Source organism: Cryobacterium sp. Hz7, assembly GCF_004402815.1.
Classification (GTDB): domain Bacteria; phylum Actinomycetota; class Actinomycetes; order Actinomycetales; family Microbacteriaceae; genus Cryobacterium; species Cryobacterium sandaracinum.
In genome coordinates this window covers 1-22,734 of the sequence record NZ_SOFB01000017.1, presented here as the reverse complement: position 1 = coordinate 22,734, position 22,734 = coordinate 1, and the positions used below count along the sequence as shown (strand labels likewise).

17 protein-coding genes are annotated in these 22,734 nt (G+C 68.4%); 4 read left to right on the top strand and 13 right to left on the bottom strand.

What is annotated here, in order from left to right; genetic code table 11:
- Positions 1-2: 2 nt before the first annotated feature.
- From E3N86_RS04210 to E3N86_RS04195, 4 genes are all read right to left on the bottom strand, one after another.
- Complete coding sequence (locus tag E3N86_RS04210; RefSeq protein WP_370295313.1) at positions 3-1,646, bottom strand: 5-oxoprolinase/urea amidolyase family protein; 1,644 nt, start codon at positions 1,644-1,646, stop codon at positions 3-5.
- Between the two features lie 4 nt (positions 1,647-1,650).
- A complete protein-coding gene (locus tag E3N86_RS04205; protein ID WP_134343411.1) occupies positions 1,651-2,424 on the bottom strand; it encodes a LamB/YcsF family protein in 774 nt (257 codons plus the stop codon).
- 97 nt (positions 2,425-2,521) lie between these two features.
- A complete protein-coding gene (locus E3N86_RS04200; RefSeq protein ID WP_166784770.1) occupies positions 2,522-3,181 on the bottom strand; it encodes a YitT family protein in 660 nt (219 codons plus the stop codon).
- A 127-nt stretch (positions 3,182-3,308) separates the two neighbouring features.
- Positions 3,309-3,512 carry a dodecin family protein gene (locus E3N86_RS04195; RefSeq protein ID WP_104102676.1) on the bottom strand — a complete coding sequence of 68 codons (204 nt, stop codon included), beginning with the start codon at positions 3,510-3,512 and terminating at the stop codon, positions 3,309-3,311.
- 126 nt (positions 3,513-3,638) lie between these two features.
- Between E3N86_RS04195 and E3N86_RS04190 the strand changes: the two genes are divergently transcribed.
- Complete coding sequence (locus E3N86_RS04190) at positions 3,639-6,848, top strand: efflux RND transporter permease subunit (RefSeq protein WP_134511390.1); 3,210 nt, start codon at positions 3,639-3,641, stop codon at positions 6,846-6,848.
- A gap of 219 nt (positions 6,849-7,067) precedes the next feature.
- On the opposite strand, the gene E3N86_RS17585 is transcribed toward E3N86_RS04190, so the two are convergent.
- Complete coding sequence (locus tag E3N86_RS17585) at positions 7,068-7,682, bottom strand: DUF4232 domain-containing protein (RefSeq protein WP_166784998.1); 615 nt, start codon at positions 7,680-7,682, stop codon at positions 7,068-7,070.
- Positions 7,683-7,824: 142 nt separating this feature from the next.
- On the opposite strand from E3N86_RS17585, the gene E3N86_RS04180 reads away from it, so the two are divergent.
- Complete coding sequence (locus E3N86_RS04180) at positions 7,825-9,186, top strand: protein kinase (protein WP_104102667.1); 1,362 nt, start codon at positions 7,825-7,827, stop codon at positions 9,184-9,186.
- A gap of 65 nt (positions 9,187-9,251) precedes the next feature.
- On the opposite strand, the gene E3N86_RS04175 is transcribed toward E3N86_RS04180, so the two are convergent.
- The 7 genes from E3N86_RS04175 to E3N86_RS04145 all read right to left on the bottom strand — a co-directional run bounded on the left by E3N86_RS04175 (position 9,252) and on the right by E3N86_RS04145 (position 19,053).
- Positions 9,252-10,532, bottom strand: a complete 1,281-nt coding sequence (locus tag E3N86_RS04175) for a hemolysin family protein (RefSeq protein ID WP_134511388.1) — start codon at positions 10,530-10,532, stop codon at positions 9,252-9,254.
- A gap of 444 nt (positions 10,533-10,976) precedes the next feature.
- Positions 10,977-12,173 (bottom strand): imidazolonepropionase, encoded by a 1,197-nt coding sequence (gene hutI, locus E3N86_RS04170; RefSeq protein WP_104193947.1) that lies wholly within the window; start codon positions 12,171-12,173, stop codon positions 10,977-10,979.
- Positions 12,170-13,681, bottom strand: coding sequence for a formimidoylglutamate deiminase (locus E3N86_RS04165; RefSeq protein WP_241985938.1), 1,512 nt, complete (start codon positions 13,679-13,681; stop codon positions 12,170-12,172). The genes hutI and E3N86_RS04165 overlap by 4 nt, the downstream gene beginning before the upstream one ends.
- Entirely contained in the window at positions 13,678-14,898 is a 1,221-nt protein-coding gene (locus E3N86_RS04160; RefSeq protein WP_198411554.1) for an allantoate amidohydrolase, read from the bottom strand. The genes E3N86_RS04165 and E3N86_RS04160 overlap by 4 nt, the downstream gene beginning before the upstream one ends.
- Before the next feature lie 13 nt (positions 14,899-14,911).
- Positions 14,912-16,600: a urocanate hydratase gene (gene hutU, locus E3N86_RS04155; RefSeq protein WP_134511387.1), complete on the bottom strand. Its 1,689-nt coding sequence runs from the start codon at positions 16,598-16,600 to the stop codon at positions 14,912-14,914.
- 45 nt (positions 16,601-16,645) lie between these two features.
- Entirely contained in the window at positions 16,646-17,317 is a 672-nt protein-coding gene (locus E3N86_RS04150) for an IclR family transcriptional regulator (RefSeq protein ID WP_134373516.1), read from the bottom strand.
- A gap of 215 nt (positions 17,318-17,532) precedes the next feature.
- Positions 17,533-19,053 (bottom strand): SulP family inorganic anion transporter, encoded by a 1,521-nt coding sequence (locus E3N86_RS04145; RefSeq protein ID WP_134511386.1) that lies wholly within the window; start codon positions 19,051-19,053, stop codon positions 17,533-17,535.
- A 236-nt stretch (positions 19,054-19,289) separates the two neighbouring features.
- Between E3N86_RS04145 and E3N86_RS04140 the strand changes: the two genes are divergently transcribed.
- Complete coding sequence (locus E3N86_RS04140; RefSeq protein ID WP_233191505.1) at positions 19,290-19,652, top strand: MerR family transcriptional regulator; 363 nt, start codon at positions 19,290-19,292, stop codon at positions 19,650-19,652.
- Positions 19,653-20,679: 1,027 nt separating this feature from the next.
- Here E3N86_RS04140 and E3N86_RS04135 read toward each other — a convergent pair.
- Complete coding sequence (locus E3N86_RS04135) at positions 20,680-21,198, bottom strand: hypothetical protein (protein WP_134511385.1); 519 nt, start codon at positions 21,196-21,198, stop codon at positions 20,680-20,682.
- A gap of 634 nt (positions 21,199-21,832) precedes the next feature.
- Between E3N86_RS04135 and E3N86_RS04130 the strand changes: the two genes are divergently transcribed.
- On the top strand, positions 21,833-22,180 hold the full coding sequence (locus E3N86_RS04130) for a DUF3140 domain-containing protein (protein ID WP_134511384.1): 348 nt from the start codon (positions 21,833-21,835) through the stop codon (positions 22,178-22,180).
- The last annotated feature ends 554 nt before the right edge of the window (positions 22,181-22,734 follow it).

The following is a 22,734-nucleotide window of genomic DNA, read 5'->3' as shown; positions in this document are numbered from 1 at the left end:
TATCAGGGGGAGGCGGGGACGGGCTCGGCTGGAAGGGGCTCGGCAGGCACGGGCGTGAAACGGATGCGCGCACCCGTCGGCAACTGTGCCGCGAGGTCGAGGTCCTCGGTGAGCACGACGCCGATCACGGGGTAGCCGCCGGTGACCGGGTGGTCCGCGAGGAACAAAACCGGCAGGCCCGACGGCGGCACCTGGATGGCCCCGCGGGCCGTACCCTCGCTGGCCAGCTCACCCGGCCGCGACCGGGCGAGCGGCTCACCGGCCAGCCGCAGGCCGATCCGATTCGACTGATGGGTGACGGTCCACTCCGCGTCGCCGAACCGGTCGACGGATGCCGGCTCGAACCAGTCCGCGCGGGGTCCCGGCACGAAGCGCAGCACGGTGACCTCGGCCGGGGCCGGCGGCGGGGTCTCGGGGTGGTGCACGGCGCTGCCGGGGGCGGGCGGCAGCATCCGGAGCACGGTGCCCGAGGTCAGCGGGGCCGGACCGATGCCGCTGAGGGTGTCGGTGGACCGGCTGCCGAGCACCGGGTCCACGTCGATGCCGCCGCGAAAGGCCAGGTAGCTGCGCGCGCCCGAGCGGGGGGCTCCGAGCGACAGGGTCTGCCCGGCGAAAAGGGAGACGGCGGAATCCATCGGCAGCTCGCGGTGGCGGCCGGCGGCATCCGTCACCGTGAGCGGCAGAACGGCACCGGTGACGGCGAGCACCTGGTCTGCCAGCGCGGTCAGGGACAGGCCGCCGAGGGCGTTCTCGAGCACGGCGGCCGTGGCCGGATTTCCAACGACCCGGTTGGCGCGCCGCAGGGCGCCACGGTCGAGTGCGCCGGACGCGGTCACGCCTTGGTCGGCGTAACCGGGGCGGCCGAGGTCCTGCACGGTCGTCTGCGCGCCGGGGGAGAGCACGCGGATGCCGGTGGCGGGGGTGGGGGCCGCGGTTGCCGCGACATCGGGAGTGGCCGCCGCTGCCGGAGTCCCAACCGCGACTGCGGTCTCCGGTACGAGGACCCCCGCGGCTGCGACCTGCTCGCGCACCGCGCGGAACCGCACCCGGTCACCCGGGCGGATCAGGGCCGGCTGCGAACGCTTTAGGTCCCAGAGCAGGGCGTCCGTGCGGCCGAGCAGCTGCCAGCCGCCGGGGGAGGCGCGGGGGTAGACGGCGGAGTAGTCGCCGGCCACGGCCACGGAGCCGGTGGGCACCGAGCTGCGCGGCGAGCTGCGCCGGGGCACGGTCAGCACGGCGCTCGCGCCGGTGAGGTAGAGGAAGCCGGGGGCGAAGCCGCCGAACGCGGCGGTCCAGTCCTGGCCGGTGTGCGCGGCGATGACGCCCTCGCTGCTGAGGCCGGTGTGCGCGGCGACGTCGGCGAGGTCTTCCCCGTCGTAGACGGTGTCGATCCGCACGAGCGCGGCGTTTGCGGGGGCGGCCGGCAGCACCTGCAGCTGCCGCAGGGCGTCGGCGAATCCCCGTGCGGCGGAGGCAGAGACGCCGGTGATCAGCACGGTTTCCGCGGCGGCGAGCACGTCGAGCTGCCCGGCCAACGGATGCCGCTGCAGGTGTGCCTGCAGGTCGAGCACGTCGGCCAGGCTGGGCAGTCCGACCAGCACGGCGCGGTCGCCGACGGCTCGGATGATGCGAACGGGATCGGACACGGGGCTAGACGAAGCTTCGAATGCGGATTCCGGCATCCTGCAGCGCGGAGCGCACCGCACCGACCAGCGCGACCGCGCCGGGGGTGTCGCCGTGCAGGCAGATGCTTTCGGCCGTCACCGTGAGGAGGCTGCCGTCGACCGTGCGCACCTGGCGGTCACCGGCCAGGCGGAGCGCCTGCTCGGTGACAGCGTCGGGGTGCAGCAGCACGGCGCCGGGCCGGGACCGCGAGACCAAAGAGCCGTCGGAGTTGTAGGCGCGGTCGGCGAAAGCCTCCACGACCGTGCGGAGCCCCGCCGCGTCGGCGAGGCGCTGGATCTCGGAATCGGGCAGCACCATCACGGGCAGGCTCGGGTCGACGGCGCGGATCGCGTCGACGACGGCCTGCGCCTGCACCTCGTCGTGCGCGATGGTGTTGTAGAGGGCGCCGTGCGGTTTGACGTAGCTGACCCGGGTTCCGGCGACCGCGGCCAGGGCCTGCAGCGCGCCGATCTGGTAGATCACCTCGTCGGTGAGGTGACCGGGCTCCATGTCGATGAACCGGCGGCCGAAGCCGGCCAGGTCCCGGTAGCCCGGGTGCGCGCCGACCGTCACGCCGGCTGCGGCGGCGGCGGTGCAGGTGGCGCGGATCGTGCTCGGATCCCCGGCGTGGAAGGCGCAGGCCACGTTCACGCTGGAGACGGAGGAGATGATCGCTGCGTCGTCGCCGAAGGACCAGTTGCCGAAGGATTCCCCGACATCACTGTTTAGATCGATGCTGTCTGAATCGATGCTGGACATCCGGGTCTCCGTCCGTGGAAGTTTGGTTAAGGATGCACCACTTCCACAGATTGTTCAACAATGTATTGGCGGGTGGAAGCCCGATTCGGCGCCGGAGTCAGTTCGCGGGGCTGTCGATCGAGGGCTCGGAGGGCGGCACGGAACCCTCGAGGGTCTCCTCGAGCCGGGCGTCGTCGTTCTGGGGCAGGGTGATCGCGAAGAACGGGATCGTCCAGTGGCAGAGCGGGCCGACGAGCACGGCGAAGAGCACCGTGCCGATGCCCACGTTGCCGCCGAGCGCCCAGCCGATGCTGAGCACGGTCACCTCGATGCCCGTGCGCACGATCCAGATGCGCCAGCCGGTGCGCTGGTGCAGGCCCGTCATCAGCCCGTCGCGCGGGCCGGGGCCGAAATGCGCGCCGATATAGAGGCCGGTAGCGATCGCCAGCACCAGAAGCCCGGCCGCGAACAGCAGGATGCGCACCCACAAATCCTGCCCCGTCGGGATCAGCCAGAGGCCGACATCCGCCGCCGGCCCGACGAGCAGGGCGTTCAGCACGGTGCCCACGCCCGGCTTCTGGCGCAGCGGGATCCAGAGCAGCAGCACGACGCCGCTGATCAGGATGGTGACCAACCCAAAACCGAGGCCGGTGCGGCCGGATATGCCCTGGGTGAGGACGTCCCACGGGGCCACGCCGATCTCGCCGCGCACAATCAGCGCGATCCCCAAGCCGTAGAGGAAGAGGCCGATGAGGAGCTGGACGAGGCGACGGGTCATGGAAGTACATCCAATTGCACTATCGGCCCGTTATCAAGTTGCCAGGCCGACCCGGCCCGGCGTCGCGGATGCCGCCTTCCGCGCCGCCGGCGACCTGTCGGGCCGGCCGCTCGTGCGCAGACCGTGCCTAGTCGTCGAGAACGAAGGTGACTTCGATCACGACGTCGTACGAGGTAATCTCACCGTCTGTCACCTCCACCTTCTGTTCCTTGACCCAGGCGCCGGAGACCCCGCGCAGGGTCTTGCTCGCCCGGGCGATGCCGACGGCGACGGCATCCTCGAAGGATCTGTCGGACCGGATGCTGAGTGTTGTTACGCGTGCCACAGACATAATTGCTCCTTGTCGTTCGGGTTGATGGTGCGTCTTGCGGCCGAGGGTACGCCCCTCCGCCTGCCTCGGCCCGACGGATGCCCCGGGCAGGGAAGTCTGCACACCCTGCAATGAGATACTGAACGGGTGCATTTTCTCGCTGTCTTGAGCATGAAGAACCGGGCGCTGATCGCGCTGATCACCATCGTCGTCGCCGTTTTCGGCAGCCTCGCCCTGACCAGCCTCAAGCAGGAGCTGATCCCTTCCCTGCAGCTGCCGCAACTGGTGGTCTCGACGAGCTACCCGGGCGCCTCGCCCGAGGTCGTCAACGACGACGTGTCGACGCCGATCGAGACGGCGATCCAGGGCATCCCCGGGCTCGAATCCACCTCGACGACCAGCAGCACCAACGCGTCGCTGGTCAGCGCCACGTTCACCTACGGCACCGACCTGGTCAAGGCCGAATCGCGCATCAGCCAGGCCATCAACCGCATCAAGTCGACCATGCCTGAGAACCTCGACCCGCAGGTGCTCTCCGGCAGCATCGACGACTTCCCGGTGCTCTCCCTCGCCGTGTCCGGCGGCGACCGCGACACCCTCGCCGACGACCTCAAGCGCAGCGTACTGGGCGACATCCGTGATGTGCAGGGCGTGCGCGAGGCAGCCCTGGTCGGCGACGTCGGCCGCCGCGTGACCATCACGCCGGATGCCGCGAAGCTGGCCGAACGCGGCCTGACCAGCCAGGGCATCCGCAGTGCGCTGGAACAGAACGGGTCGCTGATCCCGGCCGGTTCGCTGACCGAAGACGACACCACCCTCTCGGTGCAGACCGGCTCGAAGCTCGGCGAGGCCGAGGACATCGCGGCGCTTCCGATCCTCGCCCCGGTGCCCGGCGCGGGTCTGACCACCATCGGCGACGTCGCCAACGTCGCCCTCGGCGAGAACCCGGTCGCGAGCATCTCCCGTGTCGACGGGCAGCCGGCCCTGACCATCGCGGTCACCAAGGTGCCCGCAGCGAACACGGTCGACGTGTCCGAGGCCGTGCGCGCGATCCTGCCCCAGCTGGAGGCGGCGGTCCCCGGCGCGACCTTCACGGTCGTCTTCGACCAGGCTCCGTTCATCCAGGAATCGATCGACGCGCTCACCGAAGAGGGCCTGCTCGGACTGATCTTCGCCGTTCTCGTGATCCTCGTGTTCCTGCTCTCGGTGCGGGCGACCCTGGTCACGGCGATCTCGATCCCGACCTCGGTGCTGATCACCTTCATCGGCCTGCAGGGCGTGGGCTATTCGCTGAACATCCTCACCCTCGGCGCCCTCACCATCGCGATCGGGCGCGTCGTAGACGACTCCATCGTGGTGATCGAGAACATCACCCGCAACCTGGTCGAGGGCGCCGACCGCGCCGCGACCATCGTGCGCGCGGTGCGCGAGGTGGCCGGGGCGATCACGGCATCCACCATCACCACCGTCACCGTGTTCCTGCCGATCGCGTTCGTCGGCGGCTCGACCGGGGAACTGTTCCGGCCGTTCGCGCTAACCGTCTCGATCGCCCTGCTCGCGTCGCTGCTGGTGTCTCTGACCATCGTGCCCGTGCTCGCATACTGGTTCCTGCGGCCGGCCAGGGCGGTCGCGCCCGCCCCGGTGGTTGAGCTCGTCGAAACCCCCCTGGCCCTTACTGCGGAGGTCTCGACAGGCTCGCCCACCGTCAGCGTCGAGCCCACCACCTCGCGCCGCACCCGCCACAACGGCAGCGCGGACGCCCCACCCGAGGAGCGCCCGAGCCGCCTTCAGACCGGCTACCTCCCGGTCATCCGCTGGACCCTGAACCACGCCGTCGCGACACTCCTGGTCGCGGTGCTCGTTCTGGGCGGCACGGTGGCCCTGGTTCCCTATATGAAGATCAACTTCCTCGGCTCGACCGGGCAGACCACCTTCCAAGTCACCCAGACACTGCCGGTGGGCACCAGCCTCGCAGCTCAGGACGACGCCTCCACGGCCGCCGAGAAGTCCCTTCGCGGCACCGACGGCGTCGAAATCGTGCAGGTCTCCATCGGTGGCGGCAACGCCCTGGCCGCATTCGGCGGCGGCGTGTCGTCAAACACCGTGACCTACTCGATCACCACCGACGGGGAGGCCAACCCCGACGAGGTTCAGGATGTCGTGCGAGACCAGCTCACGGCCCTGAACGGAAGCGGAGAATTCTCGATCTCGTCCGGCGGAGGGTTCGGCGGGACATCCGATATCGCCGTGGATGTGACCGCGGCCACGAACGCCGACCTGCAGAGGGCCACCGACGCGGTGCTCGCCTCCGTGGAGGACCTCGACGCGATCAAGGAGAGCTCAAGCAATCTGGCGGCCTCACGCCCCTACATCGCGGTGACCGTCGACCGGGATGCCGCGGGTGCCGTGGGCCTGAGCGAGCTCGCCCTGGGCGCACTGGTGTCGCAGGCCATGCAGCCGAGCGTGATCGGATCCATCGTGATCGACGAGACGACCCTGTCGGTCTACCTGCAGTCCGAGGCTCCGCCGACGACGACGGCCGAGCTCGCGGCCCTGAGTATCCCGACCCTGGCCGGACCGGTTGCCCTGGACACCCTGGCCAGGGTCGAGCAGGTCGAGGGTCCGTCCACCCTCACCACGACGAAGGGGCTGCGCACGGCGACCGTGTCCGCCACCCCCAGCATCGACGACCTGGGTGCGGCTAACGCGCAGATGACGGCAGCCCTGGCCGACACCGCTTTGCCGGAGGGCGCGACGGCGACGCTCGGCGGGGTCACCGCCGACCAGACCGAGGCGTTCGCGCAGCTCGGGCTCGCGCTGCTGATCGCCATCCTGATCGTCTACATCGTGATGGTGGCGACCTTCCGGTCGCTGCTGCAGCCACTGCTGCTGCTGGTGTCGGTGCCGTTCGCGGCGACCGGCGCGATCGCCCTGCAGGTGATCACCGGCATCCCGCTGGGTGTGCCCTCGCTGATCGGCGTGCTGATGCTGATCGGCATCGTCGTGACCAACGCCATCGTGCTGATCGACCTGGTCAACCAGTACCGGCGTCGCGGGCAGTCGGTGCGGGAGGCGCTGGTCAACGGTGCGTCCCGTCGTCTGCGCCCGATCCTGATGACCGCGCTCGCCACGATATTCGCGCTGCTGCCGATGGCGGTCGGCCTCACCGGAACGGGCGGTTTCATCTCGCAGCCGCTGGCCCTCGTTGTCATCGGCGGGCTGGTCTCCTCGACCGTGCTGACCCTGGTGGTGCTGCCCGTGCTGTACTTCCTGGTCGAGGGCGGCCGGGAGCGCCGGGCCGAGCGGCGCGAGCTGCGCGCATCCGCCGGCGCCATCTCCGACGTGTCCCGTGCCTGACTTCTGCACAGTGTGAGCCGCGCGGCGAACGGCCGTATGTTTCCGCGCATCCGCCGGGCCGAGCGGCGCGCATTCGCCGGGGTTGTGCACGCAACGCTGCGGCTAACTCAGGAAAACCTGTGTCGGCTGCAGCCCCTGCCCCCGGAATCAGGCAACGGATGCCGCGGCCTGCCCCGGATCTCCTGAGTTGGCCACCGTGCGGCCGAAGCCGGCCCGGCTCTAGAAGCTGACCGGGGCCGGGGCCAGCGGGCCGGTGCGCACGAGCACGGTGCTGTCGTCGTCACAGCCCTCGATCGGGTTCGGCGTGGCCACCCGGCTCGCGGTGTCCCAGCCGGGCAGCGTCACGTCGAGGGCGCCGACCGGCACGAGGGGACAGCCGCACGCGCCGGCTTGGCCGAGGTGCAGCAGGCTGTACGCGGATGTCCCGGGCGCCAACGCGAGGACCGCCACCGGGTACCAGCGTCCCGGCTCGGTGTCGGAAGCGGACCCGACCGGCACATTCGGGGCCGCGCCGACCAGAGTCGTCACCGGGTAGCCCTCGACCGTGCACGCCGCCGGGCCGGTGTTCGTGAGGCGCAGGTCCCAGTAGAAGTTGCCCATGCCGCTGTCCTGAGGCCTCGATTGCAGCGACAGCGCCAGTTGGTTCGGACCGCAGGTGCCGGCGGAGGCCGAATCGGCGGGAGCGGGTGTCGAGGACTGCGTGGCTGGGGAGGTCGGGGTCGAAGCTGCCGTCGGGGTCGAACCGGGCGGCGAGACATCGCCGGTCGGGGGTGAACCCGGCCCCGCGCATCCGGCCAGCACCAACGCCGCCGCGCACCCCAGTCCGACTGCCATTGACCGCCCTCGACCCCGCATCACCGTCATAGCCCCAGTTTCACACTGCCTGGGCGTTGTCGCCCAGGGACACGGGCGCGGGCCAAAGATGTGTAACATCCCCCGCGAAGCTGACCTAGACTCATTTCCAAAGGGGGGTCTGATGACCACGCAATTTCCGAAGTTCCTGGAGGCACGCTACCGGGTTAAGGACCTGATCGGCCGCGGCGGAATGGCCTCGGTCTACCGGGCCACCGACGAGCGTCTGGGTCGGGACGTGGCGATCAAGATCTTCGAACTTCGCGCCACCGACGTGCCCAATATTCAGCGCCAGCAAGCCGAGATCAACGTGCTGGCAAGCCTGAACCACCACAGCATTGTCACCCTGTTCGACGTCGGTGTGGACCGGACCGAGGCGGACCACCCGCAGATCTTCCTTGTGATGGAGCTCGTGGACGGCGTCAACCTGCGTCAGCGACTCGACCGGGATCCGATGTCGACGCGGCACATCGCCCAGATCGGTTACGACCTGGCGGAGGGGCTCGACTACATCCACGGGCGCGGCGTCATCCACCGTGATATCAAACCGGCGAACATCCTCCTCGCGGAATACAGCTCGGATTCCCGAGCGCGCGCGCGGCTGACCGATTTCGGCATCGCCCTGTTCCCGGACAGCGCGCGGGTGACCACCCAGGGGATGACGACGGGCACGGCCGCCTATCTCAGTCCGGAGCAGGCCCGGGGAGAGAACCTCGGCCCGGCGAGCGACATCTATGCGTTGGGGCTCGTGCTCCTGGAATGCTTCACCGGTGAGACGGCGTTCCCCGGGGAGCCGATCCCGTCGGCCCTGGCCAGACTCCAGCGCGACCCTGCCATCCCGCAGGAACTCGCCCCGGAGTGGCGGCACCTTCTGTCGACCATGCTGGCCCGCAAGCCGGAGCAGCGCCCGCCGACCGCGGAGGTGGTGCTCGCTCTGCACCAGGCTGTTATCGCGGAAACCGGCCGCCATCGTAGTGCCGTGGATCACCTCGTCAGCGACGAACCCGCACGGCTGCACGAGGTCGCGCGCCTCGACATTCTCGACACTCCCGCCGACGGCGCCTTCGACCGGATTGCCGCGCTCGCCGCCCGGTTGTGCGATGTGCCGATCGCGATCGTCAGTATCGTCGACACCGACCGTATCTGGTTCAAATCGCATCACGGCCTCGACCTCGAGGAGATCCCCCGCGATCCGGGCCTCTGTGCCTCGGCCATCATGTCCGAGGGACCCTGGGTGGTAGAGGATGCCCGCACCGACCCGCGCGCGCTCGCAAACCCACTCGTGGCCGAGGAATTCGGCCTGCAGTTTTATGCCGGAGTACCCCTGACGACCCGGAACGGTTACAACCTCGGCACCCTGTGCGTTATCGACTTCCGACCGCGCGCCATCACCGCGCCCGAGCTCCGCACCCTCACCGACCTTGCCGCTCTGGTGATGAGCGAACTCGAACTGCGGCTGGAAAGCCGGCGCGCCGCTCTTTCCTGAAGGGAAGCGGCCCCATGAGCGGTCAGGCGGTGTGGCCAGGCGCAGTGGTCACGCGGATTCCTCGCTCAGCCGGCACCGACCTCGATGACGCTGACGCGCAGCCCGTCGAGAGCGGCGACCCGCAACTGGTAGTCCCCGGCCGAGACGGTGTCGCCCACCTGGGGCATGCGTCCGAGCCGGTAGGTCACGAAGCCGGCCGCGGTCTCATAGGGGCCGTCCTCGAGTTCGACTCCTGTGGCATCCGTGAAGTCTTCGATATTCAGGCCGCCATCCGCCAGCCGGGCCTGGCCGTTCTCGTCGGAGTGTCCCTCGGGCACAGGCAGGTCGTATTCGTCGTGGATCTCACCCACGAGCTCCTCAACGAGATCCTCGAGAGTCACGATACCGTCGGTGCCGCCGTATTCGTCGACGACGATCGCGATGTGCACGCCGGCACGGCGCAGCTGGGTCATGGCCGGCAGGATGCGATTGGTGCCGGGAAGGAAGACGATGGCCCGCACCACCTCGGCTACGGTCGTCGCGCCGGGGTGAGCGTCGGGGTCCAGGAGATCGCGCACGTGTACGAAGCCCAGCACCTCGTCGATTGAGCGGCCGATCACCGGGTAGCGCGAGTGCGGCAGCGACCGGATCTCCTCCAGGGCGGCGGGAATCGTCTGCTTGCCGACCAGGAAGTCGACGTCTCCGCGATGGCGCATCACCTCCTTGACCAGCCGGTTGGTGGCGTCGAGCACTTCACTCAGGATGTGCCGTTCCTCGACCTCGAGGCCCTCGTGTGCGTCGACGAGGTCGCGCAACTCCTCATCAGACACGAGCTCGCTCCGGGCGTGCGGGTCTCCGCCCAGGAGCCGCACAACGGCGTTCGTCGAGACGGACAGCAGCCAGATCACGGGGCGCATCAGGGTCGCGAAGACCTGGAGCGGTGGCGCGAGCGCGAGCGCGAAGCTGCTGGCCTTCTGCAGCGCGAATCGCTTCGGCACGAGTTCCCCCAACACCAGGGAGAGGTAGGCGACGAGGAGCGTCAGACCGACCAAGGCAAGCGTGTCCGCGGCGCCTTTCGACAGCCCGAGTACCACCAGCAGTGGGGCGAGGTCGGGCGCCAGCGTGGAGGCACCGTAGGCGGCGGACAGGAATCCGGCGACGGTGACGCCGATCTGCACGGCCGCCAGAAACCGGTTCGGGTCCCGGGCCAGGTGGGCGACCGTTTTGCCACGGGTGCTTTCGCGTTCCAGCGCGCGCAGCTGGCTCTCGCGCAGGGACACCAACGCCAACTCGGTCGCTGCGAACACGCCGCCGATGAGCACGAACAGCAGCACGAGCGCCAGGTTGAGCCAGGTATAAACGTCCATGCCGGTCATTCTAAAGCCGTTCGAGGACTCCACCCGGGCCGCGCCGCTGCGTCGGCTCCTCCGGCGTGTGGCTAACTCAGGAGATCCGGCGAGTCGGCTGCTCATCGGGTCGCGGTGCCGCGGAATTGCAGGGGGCGTGGTGACGAAGCCAGCCATTCTCCTGAGTTGGCCACGGGCGGGTGGGCTCCTGGCCGGCCGGCGAGCTGCCTGGACGTCGGCTGGCTGGCTGTCCGGCGACGGAGTGTCCTGGCCCGGGAGGTGGTCTTCAATGCCTCGCGTGCATAACTCCTGCGATTTCTCGGGACCGGCGCCGGACATCCGCGGAATTCCGGGGGTGCCCGATGAGTGATTGAGCAATGTGCAGGAGTCATGCACGACGGGGTGGGTTGGAGGGGGACGGCGAGGGAGAGGGGACAGTGAGGGCGCGAGGCGGGAATCCCCCGGTCAGGCCGGGAGCGGTGATGGGCCGCGGCGGCCGGCCCGCACACCCTGCCGCCAGACCGCCCAGGTCAGCGGCACGCCGGGGCGGTAGGCGAGATGAGCGACGGATGGCGCGTCAAGCACCTGCAGGTCGGCCCGCCCGCCCACGCGCAGGGCTCCGACCGCGTCCGTTCCCGTGTCGCGGCCGAGAGCCCGGGCTCCGCCGCGGGTCGCCGCCCACACCGCCTCCTCGATCGTCAGACCCATTTGTAGCACCGCGGTGGCCACGCAGAACGCCATCGACGTCGTGTAGGAGCTGCCCGGATTGCAGTTGGTGGCCAGGGCGATGCTCGCGCCTGCGTCGAGCAGTCGCCGGGCCGGCGGGAACGGCTGCCGCGTGGAGAGGTCGCAGGCGGGCAGGAGGGTGGCCACGGTGGCTGAGGCGGCGAGGGCGTCGAGGTCCGCCGGCTCGAGGTGGTTGCAGTGGTCGACGCTTGCCGCGCCGAGCTCCACCGCGAGGCGCACCCCGCCGCTGAATCCCAGCTGGTTGCCGTGCAGGCGCAGGCCGAGGCCGGCGGCGCGGCCGGCCAGCAGCACCTCCCGGCTCTCCGCCACATCGAACGCCCCGACCTCGCAGAACACGTCGACGAACTGTGCGTGCGGAGCCACCAGGGCGAGCATCGGCCCGGTGACCAGGTCCAGGTAGTCGCGCCGGTCGATGCCCGGCGGCACGATATGCGCACCGAGGAATGTGACGACATCGGCGACGGATGCCGCCACCCGAGCCGACCGCGCCTCGCTCGCCAGGTCGAGGCCGTAGCCGGTCTTGCTCTCGAGGAACGTGGTGCCCTGCGCCTCCGCCTCTCGCCGCAGCCGGGCCGCCGCGGCCGTGAGCTGCGCCTCGGTTGCGGCGCGAGTGGCAGCCACGGTGGTCAGGATTCCCCCCGCCGCGTAGGGCTGCCCGCCCATCCGGGCCTCGAATTCCGCGGCCCGGTCGCCCGCGAACACCAGGTGGGTGTGGCTGTCGACCCAGCCGGGCAGAGCGGCCCGGCCGCCGGCATCCGTGCGGACATCGGCCGCCGGTGCCGCGGACGCCGGTCCGATCCACGCGATGCGGCCGCCCTCGATCACGAGGGCGGCGTCGGCGAGGCGCGGGGCGCCGTCCGCCTGCGTGGTCAGTTCCCGGATACCGGTGATCAGCTCGGTCGGTTCGGGGGTCATGGTCGTTCTCCTGACGCGAGCGCGGCGGTGCCGTCGAGCGCGGCGAGGGCGTCGCGCAGCAGGATCTCGGGTCGCAGCTCGGGTTGCAGCGTGCTCGGCGGGCGCCCGCCAGGCCCGCCCGCGCCACCCACCAGCACCCCGGAGTCGGCGACGACGCGTCCGCCCACGATCACCCGGCGCACGTCGGCGGCCGTTGCGGTCAGCGGCAGCTGCTCCGGCAACGATCCGGCTGTGCGGATGCTGTCGCTCGCCACCTCCACGAGGTCGCACAGGTCACCGGGGATGAGGCGCTGCCGGCCGAGTCCGAGCGCGGCATAGCCGTGGTCCGAAGCGGCCACGAGCAGTTCGGCGGGCGTGAACCGGCCGCGCCGGCCCGATGCCAGGCGCTCGCCGGCCTCCAGGCCGCGCATCTCGAGCAGCGGGTCGATGACGGCGTTCTGGTCCGAGCCGAGGGCTATCCGCGCGCCGGCCCGCTGCAACGCCAGGGCCGGCCCGATCCCGTCGCCGAGGTCGGCTTCCGTGGTCGGGCAGATCACAACCGAGGCCCCGGATGTCCCGATCAGCGCCACATCCTCGTCGGTGAGGTGCGTGGCGTGCACGACGCTCAGCCGCGGAGCGAGCGCCCCGATCCAGGCCAGCACCTCGGTTGGGGTCCGGCCGTAGGCGGCCCGGCAGTCCGCGTTCTCCTGAGGCTGCTCCGACAGGTGGATGTGCAGTGGAACGGCATCGGGCAGCCCGGCGAGCGCCTCCCGGATCGCGGTCGGGGACACCGCCCGCACCGAATGGATCGCCGCGCCCAGGGTGACGCGGGCATCCGTGCCGGCCTGGATGTCGGCCTGGCTGTCAGCAGGGGAGCCGTCGCCGTCATCGGCCGTGGCAGCACGGCCGAGCGCCGCGCGCAGCGAGTGCCACCGGGCCAGCCAGGCGGCCGCCGATCCGTCGCCGAAGGCGCGCTGCGCGGGGGTGAGGGGCATCCCGATCCCGCCGTCGAGGTAGAGCGTGTCGAGCAGCACCAGACGGATGCCCACCTCCCGTGCCGCGGCCGCCAACGCCAGTTCCATGGCGTGTTCGGCGGGGTATCGGGAGCCGCCCGGCCGGTGATGCAGATAGTGGAACTCGCCGACTGCCGTGAAACCGGAGGCCAGCATCTCGGCGAACACCGCCCGTGCCAGCAGGAAGTACTGCTTGGGGTCGAGGCCGGCGGCCACCTGGTACATGGCCTCCCGCCACTGCCAGAAGTCGCCGCCGGCGTCGTGGGTGCGGCCCCGCAATGCCCGGTGGAAGGCGTGCGAGTGCGCGTTGGCCAGCCCCGGCAGCACGGTGCCGAGCCGCACGTCACCGGGCCGCGGCTCGGAGCGCGGTGTGACAGCCTGAAGGCGCCCGTCCGTGCCCACCTCCAGCCGCACGCCGGGCAGGGCAGCCCCGTCGACCAGCGCCAGCTCGCACCAGTAGGTGGCCACCGGTGTCCCCGACTGTCCAGCCCCAGCCTCGACCCCGCGCGCGCTCACAGCAGGCTCCGCAGCAGGGTCTCCAGGGCGTCGATCCCGGCGACGCAGTCGCCCACCTCGGCGAATTCCTCGGGGGAGTGCGAGACGCCGGTGGGATTTCGCACGAAGAGCATGGCGCTCGGCACGCTCGCTGCGAGCACACCTGCATCGTGCCCGGCGCCCGTCGGCAGGGCCGGAACGAGGGCGTCACCGCCGAGCACCGACCGGAATCGTCCCACGAGCTCGGGGTCGAACGTCACCGTTCCGGTCCAGGACTCCTCGGTGACGGCCACGGAGCATCCGTTCACCAGGGCGGCCTCGCCGACGGCCGCCTCGATTGCGGCGACCAGGTCGCGGGTCTCGGCGTCGGTGGGCGCGCGGGCGTCGAGCCAGGCGTGCACGGATGACGCGATCACGTTGGTCCCGCCCGGCACCACCTCCAAACGGCCGACCGTGGCGCGCGCGCCGGGGTGGTTCCCGGCGGCATCCTGCACGGCGACGATCGCGCGGGCGGCGGCCACGAGCGGGTCGCGGCGGTCTTCCATCGGGGTGGCGCCGGCGTGGTTGCCCTGGCCGGTCACGGTGAGGCGCCAGCGCCCGTGCGCGAGGATCGACGACGCCACCGCCACGGGCCGGCCGAGGTCGACCAGGCCGCGGCCCTGCTCCACGTGCAGCTCGATGAAGAGGCCGATTCGGGCCAGGGCGTCCCGGTCGGCGCCGAGGTGCGCAGGGTCGAGCCCGGCGCGGCGGGCAGCCTGGGCCAGGGTGATCCCGTCGGCGTCGATGAGTGCGCGGGCCCGGTCGGCGTCGATGCCGCCGGTCAGCAGCCGGGAGCCTAGGCAGGCGATCCCGAATCGGGAGCCCTCCTCCTCGGCGCAGACGAGCACAGCGCAGGGGCGGGACGGCGTGAACCCGGATGCCCGCAGCCGCGCCACGGCCTCGAGCGCACTGACCACGCCGAGGGGGCCGTCGTAGGCGCCGCCGCCGGGAACGGAATCCAGGTGGCTGCCCGTGACCACGGCATCCGGCCCCGGCTCTCCCCACCAGGCCCAGAGGTTGCCGTTACGGTCGGTCTCGACGTTGAGCCCGAGGCGCTCGGCGCGCAGGGCGAACCAGGTCCGCAGCTCGAGGTCGGCACCCTGCCAGAGGTGCCGGGAGTAGCCGCCGCGGCGGGAGTCCCGCCCGGTGTCGGCGATCTCGGCGAGTCCGGCGAGCATTCCGTGGGCGAGCTCGCTCATGCGCACACCCCACTCACTCCGACTCCCACATCGGCACGCGCAGGCCGCGCTCCCGGGCCACCTCCTCGGCCCGCTGATACCCGGCGTCGACGTGCCGCATCACGCCGGTGCCGGGGTCGTTGGTGAGCACCCGGGCGATCTTCTCGGCGGCCAGGGGGGTGCCGTCGGCCACGATCACCTGGCCGGCGTGGATGCTGCGGCCGATCCCGACGCCGCCGCCGTGGTGGATCGACACCCAGGTGGCGCCCGACGCCGTGTTCAGCAGCGCGTTCAGCAGCGGCCAGTCGGCGATCGCATCCGACCCGTCCAGCATGGCCTCGGTCTCCCGGTAGGGCGAGGCGACCGAGCCGGAGTCGAGGTGGTCGCGGCCGATCACGATCGGCGCGCTCAGCTCGCCCGACGCCACCATCTCGTTGAACTTCAGGCCGGCCCGGTGCCGTTCCTGGTAGCCGAGCCAGCAGATCCGGGCGGGCAGGCCCTCGAAGTGCACGGTGTTCTGCGCCTTCGTGATCCAGCGGCGCAGGTGCTCGTCCTCGGGGAACAGCTCCACGATGGCCCGGTCGGTCGCCGCGATGTCGGCCGGGTCGCCCGAGAGCGCCACCCAGCGGAACGGGCCTTTGCCCTCGGCGAACAGCGGGCGGATGTATGCGGGCACGAACCCGGGAAAATCGAACGCCCGCGCGCAGCCGCCGAGCTCCGCCTCCGCCCGGATCGAGTTGCCGTAGTCGAAGACCTCGGCACCGGCATCCTGGAAGCCCACCATCGCGGTGACCTGTTTGGCCATGGATGCCCGGGCGCGCTCGGTGAAATCCTCGGGCTTCGCGGCCGCGTAGTCGTGCCACTCCTCCGCAGTGACACCCTCCGGCAGGTAGGCCAGCGGGTCGTGCGCGCTGGTCTGGTCGGTGACGATGTCGATCGGCACCCGCCGCTCCAGCAGCTCGGCGAACACGGTCGCCGCGTTGCCGACCACGCCCACGGAGAGGGCGCGCTTCTCGTTCTTCGCCGCGAGTACCCGGGCGATGGCGTCGTCGAGGGTGGGTGCCAGTTCGTCGAGATAGCCATGCTCGACCCGGCGCAGTAGCCGGGACTCGTCGACGTCGACGATCAGAACGGCGCCGCCGTTCATGGTCACGGCCAGTGGTTGCGCGCCGCCCATGCCGCCGGCCCCACCGGTGAGGGTGAGCGTGCCGGCCAGGGTGCCGCCACTGTGTTTGTGAGGCCCGCCCTCACGGGCGGCGATCTTTGCGGCCACGGCGGCGAAGGTCTCATACGTGCCCTGCAGGATGCCCTGGGTGCCGATGTAGATCCACGAACCCGCCGTCATCTGGCCGTACATCGTCAGGCCGAGGGCCTCGAGGCGGCGGAACTCCGGCCAGGTCGCCCAATCGCCGACCAGGTTGGAGTTGGCGATCAGCACCCGCGGCGCCCACTCATGCGTGCGGAACACGCCGACCGGCTTGCCGGACTGCACCAGCAGCGTCTCGTCCTTTTCCAGCGTGGTGAGCGTGCGAACGATGGCGTCATAGGCCTCCCAGTTGCGGGCGGCCTTGCCCGTGCCGCCGTAGACCACCAGGTTCTCCGGGTGCTCGGCCACCTCGGGGTCGAGATTGTTCATCAGCATCCGCAGCGGGCCCTCGGTCTGCCAGCTCTTCGCGGTCAACTTGGTGCCGCGGGCGGCGCGCACGGGGCGGGATTCGGACATCACTGTCTCCTAGGGGGTTCGGGGGTTCGGGCGATTCGGGGTCGATCAGTCCGTAGGGAGGTTGGGGACGGCACGGCTGAGACCGGCGGACACATGCCCGGCAGCCTGAACCAGCAGCGGGCCGTAGCGACGGATGTCCGCGGTCTCCACCCGGTAGCTCGGGATGACCAGGCTCAGGGCGGCGATTGTTCTGGCCTCCGAACGGATCGGCGCGGCCAGGGCCGTGACATCCGTTTCGACGCCGCGTTCGACGACCACGTAGCCGGTCTCCGGGGTATGCCCGGTGAGCACCTGCCCGGCCGCGGAGCGTTCGAGCGGCACGGTGCGGCCGACCCAGCTCGTGTGCCGCACCGAGTGGGTGCCCTCGACGATGGCGATGTAGAGCCCGGTGGCGTTGTGGCCCTCGACGCTGAGGTAGACGGACTCGCCGGTCTCGGCGACGAGCCGCTCCATGGCCGGGCGGGAGAGGGTGACCAGCGACTCGCTGCTGAGCGACTGCGCGCCGAGCTGGATGATGCGGCTGCCCGGCAGGTAGGCGCCGTCGTCGGTCTTGTGCACGAAGCCGCGGGTCTCGAGCGTGCGCAGCAGGCGCAGGGCGGTGCTCGGTGCGAGGGCGACGGCGCGTGAGCTCTCCGAGAGCGTGAGCCCGTCGGCGTCGCAGATCACGGCGAGCAGGTCGAGGGCTCGTTCCACGGTTCGGGTGGACGACTCGGCCATGGGTGCTCTCCCGGTTCTCGTGCGGATGCTGATGTCATCCAGTAAAACTCAAGTGTCACTCTATGGCAAGGGGCGGATGGGGGACCCGTTCCCATTCACCGGGTCCAAGGCATGACCGCGAACACCGCTCACGTCCTCGCCGACTCCTCCACCTCTCGCGAACTTGTCTACGCCGCGGCGGGGAGTCGACGAGGGATGCTGCTCAGCCGGTGGGGTCAGTGACCTCCGCCGAGGTTGCCGGCGAGGCGGGCGTGGATATTGGTGCTGGCATCGTTCATACCCACGATCACGGCGCGTTTGCCGAGACGTTCATATTTGTTCGTGATGGAGTCGAGGGCTGCGACGGTGGAGGCGTCCCAGATGTGGGAGGCGGCCATGTCGATGACGATGCGGTCCGGGTCTTCTGCGTACTCGAACTGGGTGGTGAGGTCGTTGCTTGACGCGAAAAAGAGCGCGCCGGTCACGGTGTAGTACGCAGTCGGGACAGACTCATCATTGGACAAGCTGCGTTCAACGTCTACGACGTGCGCCACCCGGCGGGCGAAGGCGACCATTGCCACGAGAACCCCGACGACTACGCCGATGGCGAGGTTGTGGGTAATTACGACCACGGCGACTGTGGCGACCATGACCGTAGTTTCGCTTTTTGGCATCCTCTGAAGTGTGGACAGACGGATGCTGTGCCAGTCGAAGGTCAGCACCGAGACGATGATCATCACGGCCACCAGGGCGGCCATGGGGATGATGGCGACGACATCGCCGAGAGCGACGACCAGGATCAGCAGGAATACGCCGGCAAGGAACGTGGAGATGCGGGTTCGGGCGCCGGAGGCCTTCACATTGATCATGGTCTGGCCGATCATGGCGCACCCGCCCATGCCGCCGAAGAAGCCGGAGAGCATGTTGGAGACGCCTTGACCCCAGGTTTCGCGGGTCTTGTGGGAGTGGGTGTCGGTGACCTCGTCGACGAGTTTGGCCGTCATGAGGGACTCGAGGATGCCGACCATGGCCATGGCCAGCGCGTAGGGGGCGATGATCGTGAGCGTCTCTGCGTTGAGGGGAACGTTTGGGATGAAGAGTTCGGGGAGGCTCTTGGGCAGTTCGCCCTGGTCGCCGACGGTGGGCACGTTGATTGCGATGGTGACGGTTGCGATGGTCAGCACCACGATGGCGACCAACGGGGCGGGGATAATCTTGGTGAACCGGGGCATGATGACCATGATGATGATTCCGATCGCCACCAGCGGGTACACCATGAACGGCACCCCGAGCAAATGCGGCAACTGTGCGATGAAGATGAGGATGGCCAAGGCGTTCACGAATCCGACCATGACGCTGCGCGGGATGAAACGCATGAGCTTGGCCACACCCAGCACGCCCAGGATCACCTGCAGGAGCCCGGCCAGGATGACCGTGGCGATGAAATAATCCATGCCGTACTCGCGTGCTACCGGGGCGATCACTAGGGCGATGGCTCCCGTTGCGGCGGTGATCATCGCGGGGCGGCCGCCGAGGAACGCAATGGATACGGCCATCACGAAGGACGAAAACAGTCCAACCCGTGGGTCGACGCCAGCGATGATGGAGAACGAGATCGCTTCCGGGATCAGCGCCATCGCGACGACGAGGCCGGCGAGAACTTCTCGGGTGAGGAGCCGCGGAGTTCGAAGTGCTGTCATCACCGATGGTTCGGCTTTGTAACGGTCGGGCGGGGGGGATTTTTGAGCGAGTGCCATGGGGCCTCCAGGGACGGGGCTCGCGGTGGCGGGCCAGAATAGGGCGAAGGGGAAGGGGAAGGGGAAGGGGAAGGGGTGCGCCCGGTGCGCACAATCATCCGCCGATACGGCGAGGATGGATGGTGGGCTGTCACACATTGTCAGCCGACGATCACAACTCAACCCTAACGTTAGGGTTATGTTCGAGTCCACGCATGAGAGGTCCCGCCATGTCATCGACTGAGCCAACGGCAACTATGCATATCGGCGAACTGGCCGAACGCACCGGACTGTCACTGCGAACCATCCGCCACTACGACGAAATCGGTTTGCTCAGGGCCTCAGGCCGGACCGATGGCGGCTTCCGCCTCTACACGGACGAAGATCTGGCCCGGTTGATCCTGATCCGGCGCATGAAGCCGCTGGGCTTCTCGCTTGAAGAAATGATGTCGCTCCTCAAGACCATCGACACACTGGACGGCGCCATCGAGGGTGCCGACATTGCCGCCGTGAGGTCAGACCTGGAGTCCTTCATCGCACAGGCCGAGGAGCGGCGCCAGGGTCTGCGGGATCAGCTCGCAATGGCCGACGAATTCCTTGCTCTTCTGCGCCAGCAGTGAGCGAGTGCCCTGCGGTGGACTCAGGTGGCTGAAGGTTTAGAACAGCTCACTTCTGCGAATTCACGGGACTCTGAGTAGTGTGACCCGCTGTCGCCCTGACGACCGCCGCTCGAACGCAAACGGCATCGCTGACGGTGACGACAGCTTTTTCGAAGAATGTCCTTGCCGTCGAATCCGCTGCAACATGTGAAGCCCGCGGACTCGGCAAGGCCGTGCTGTCCGTGAGCCTAAGCGTCTCTGACGACGAGCGCCTCAATGAAGTGCCGGGCGAGCGAGCCCCGCCGATCGAGATCGATGCCCCTCTGGCGCTGGAGCCGGGAACCCCGAAGGCAAAGCAGTTTCGGGCTCCCGCTTCTCTCAGACGTTGGCGACTGCTGGTCCAGCCACTTCGACTTCACAATTTGTCATTGTCGATGTCGACGAGTTCGACGCCATCCGGGCCAGCGAGATAGCGACCCCACGCGGAGGCAATGCGTCAGCGAATATCGACGTAGTCCTCACACTCGACTCCTCGGGATCGATGTCGTGGAATGACCCTGGTGGGGCCTGCAAGACGGCCTCGAAGTCCTTCGTCGATTCTCTGCAAACCGGGGATCAGGCTGCTGTTGTGGACTTCGACCATTCAGCATCGGTGTATCAATCGATGACCACAGACTTCGAACTCGAGCCGCGGCAAGCGATACCATCGTTTACACGGTCGGCCTCGGGTACGGGACCAACACCGCCCTTCTGATCTCGATCGCGGCCTCGACCGGCGGAACATAAGAACAGGCGCTGAGGGAAGCCAGAACCACTACAGCCACCCACATCGACAACCAGTTTCTGTGCGCCATGCATTCAGGATGGCCTAATTCACCAAAGACCTTCCAACGAACACGGCCCGAGACATCGAACGTCCCGTTCACGCTCAGGTAACGAGACACTTCAGTAATTTCTGCTGTCCAGCCCACGGCCACGTGATTGACGATTCGGGCACCGCATGACTCCACGCGGCATCAGATCCAGCGCCGCTTCCAGCGGGTCGGTTTCAGCCGAGTGCGGCAGAGCCAAGTGCCGGGTAATCGGGCGGGAGATAGGCCCCGACCGTGAGTGTGTACATTGCCGGCATGTCCCACGCGCCGGGGACCTCAATCTCCTGGGTCGATGCTCCTGGATCAATCGAGGCAATCTCGTAACCGTCCTCGGAGGAGCCCCAGTGGCCCCCTGCATCCTGAACCAGTGCGTCCTGCTTCAGGTACAGACGAAGGTCCGTCTCGTCTCCGGTCCGGAAGTTCTCGAGCACGATCCAAACCGAACCGCCCTCCCGGCGCTGGATATCGACGGTGCCGGTGGTTTCTGCTGCCTGCGAGACGAACTCCCCGCTGAGAGGCAGTTGCTGCTCGAACTCGCTCAGCTCAGGCGTTTCGGCGGGGGCGGATGTAATCGGCGAGCTTGAGGTGGGCGTTGGTGGCGACGAAACAGGATTGGACGCAAACGCGCATCCGCCCAACAAAGCGACCGGAATCCCGATCGCGCCAATCCATCGAAATGCCCGTATCCGCCCCATGCCGTCCACCCTAGATGCGCGCACCGCATCAAACAGCGATTCGACGCAAGCGAGGCAGCATCACTTGTTGGCAGAGGTTATGAATGCCCCGCCTGCAGCCCCGGCGAACAGCAAACATCAACGCCGCACGTCCTGGACGGCAAATCCTCGGCAGTTCGGCTCTCCGCCAGCAAGGGCTGGCACCCACTGGGAGAGCCAGTCACACACGCAGTCCTAAATCGTGCGACGCAGACTTACGTGCTCAACCTAGATTCCGGTGTCCATTACCCGGACGAGCAATGGCAGTGGTTTGGCACCGCCGACGGAGATTCGCCGTGGGTGCCATTGTCCCTGATCAATATAGACCGGGACGAATCCGGCAAAGCGGCAAGCGAGATCGGCGTCGAGAATAGTTGGAACGCTCGTTCACCTAATATCTCGTACGGAGCTACGACTTTGGGTAACGGGGGCTGAGAGTTCTTCCTCGAACGGATCGAACCGTTTGAGGAATTGACGCAAGCCCTACTCGCCAACATTCGTGCAGACGGGTTCAGAGATTGAATGTGTGGCTCGACCCTACTTCGTGAAAGTTGAGATCACACGCAAAGCCTGAACGACCCTTGTTGCCGCGCATCATCACCGCAATGATGGATTTATGGCAGATAAGCAGAACGATGTCGATGAGATCTGGGATGACTGGAAAGACGCGGTCACGATGACCGCCAGTGAGATCGAATCGTGGCTCGACACGGACGAATCCAAGGAGGTCGGACAAAAAATCGATGGCAGCGGAGAGTCCATCGGGCACAAGTCCGGTCGCAGGATCGTGACAATTCTTGGAACGAAGAAAGCCGATCTGACTGCGTCCGATGTCGAACACATGCATAAGGTGGTCAGCTACGTGAAGCGGCACAAGGCACAGGGACCGGATTCTGATATCGAGCACTCACGATGGCGATACTCGCTGATGAACTGGGGAAATGATCTACTGAAGAAGGTATGACGTAATAGAAAGGTGCGGAGTTCACCAAGCGCGCCGCTGCATGAGCGCCTGTTTCATCATGGGGCGGGTTCGGGAGGTGCGACGATTTCGGTGAATCCGGCTCGGTGGAACATGAAAACGGGGTTCCGACAAGTCTCACAAGCAGCGTTTTGGCGCACCTGTATATAGGCGTGTTAGCGCCGATGCAGCGTGGTTCGTCCTGTGCGTCGTGGCGTTTGGGACTGCCCCGCCGACGCAACGATCGCTGAAAAGGGTCTCGCACGAGCGACCACCGCACCGATCCCCCGGAAGCTGGTCAGCGTCCCCGCCTGGATCTCCTCCTCCCCGCGGCGCACTACGCTGCACCTGCCCGAGCACTGGCACTGTGAGAAACCCTGGACGGCCCTGTTCGACCAGAACTTCCGCCCACGACAACCCGCCTAATCGGACCAACCAACCAACCGACGGTCACGTCCCGCTGAGTGGTGGAGTTTCTCGACACCGTGCGGGTCAGCTGTTCTAGCTTAGGCGGCGGCGAGTTCGGGGAGTATCACCGCCTCGTCGATGACCTCGAT

Bases quoted from the DNA above. Each gene is read 5' to 3' on its own strand.
- E3N86_RS04205 (WP_134343411.1), bottom strand. From the start codon at position 2,424: ATGTCCAGCATCGATTCAGACAGCATCGATCTAAACAGTGATGTCGGG.
- E3N86_RS04200 (WP_166784770.1), bottom strand. From the start codon at position 3,181: ATGACCCGTCGCCTCGTCCAGCTCCTCATCGGCCTCTTCCTCTACGGC.
- E3N86_RS04195 (WP_104102676.1), bottom strand. From the start codon at position 3,512: ATGTCTGTGGCACGCGTAACAACACTCAGCATCCGGTCCGACAGATCC.
- E3N86_RS17585 (WP_166784998.1), bottom strand. From the start codon at position 7,682: ATGGCAGTCGGACTGGGGTGCGCGGCGGCGTTGGTGCTGGCCGGATGC.
- E3N86_RS04180 (WP_104102667.1), top strand. From the start codon at position 7,825: ATGACCACGCAATTTCCGAAGTTCCTGGAGGCACGCTACCGGGTTAAG.
- E3N86_RS04175 (WP_134511388.1), bottom strand. From the start codon at position 10,532: ATGGACGTTTATACCTGGCTCAACCTGGCGCTCGTGCTGCTGTTCGTG.
- hutI (WP_104193947.1), bottom strand. From the start codon at position 12,173: ATGACCCCCGAACCGACCGAGCTGATCACCGGTATCCGGGAACTGACC.
- E3N86_RS04160 (WP_198411554.1), bottom strand. From the start codon at position 14,898: ATGAGCGAGCTCGCCCACGGAATGCTCGCCGGACTCGCCGAGATCGCC.
- hutU (WP_134511387.1), bottom strand. From the start codon at position 16,600: ATGTCCGAATCCCGCCCCGTGCGCGCCGCCCGCGGCACCAAGTTGACC.
- E3N86_RS04150 (WP_134373516.1), bottom strand. From the start codon at position 17,317: ATGGCCGAGTCGTCCACCCGAACCGTGGAACGAGCCCTCGACCTGCTC.
- E3N86_RS04145 (WP_134511386.1), bottom strand. From the start codon at position 19,053: ATGGCACTCGCTCAAAAATCCCCCCCGCCCGACCGTTACAAAGCCGAA.
- E3N86_RS04140 (WP_233191505.1), top strand. From the start codon at position 19,290: ATGCATATCGGCGAACTGGCCGAACGCACCGGACTGTCACTGCGAACC.
- E3N86_RS04135 (WP_134511385.1), bottom strand. From the start codon at position 21,198: ATGGGGCGGATACGGGCATTTCGATGGATTGGCGCGATCGGGATTCCG.
- E3N86_RS04130 (WP_134511384.1), top strand. From the start codon at position 21,833: ATGGCAGATAAGCAGAACGATGTCGATGAGATCTGGGATGACTGGAAA.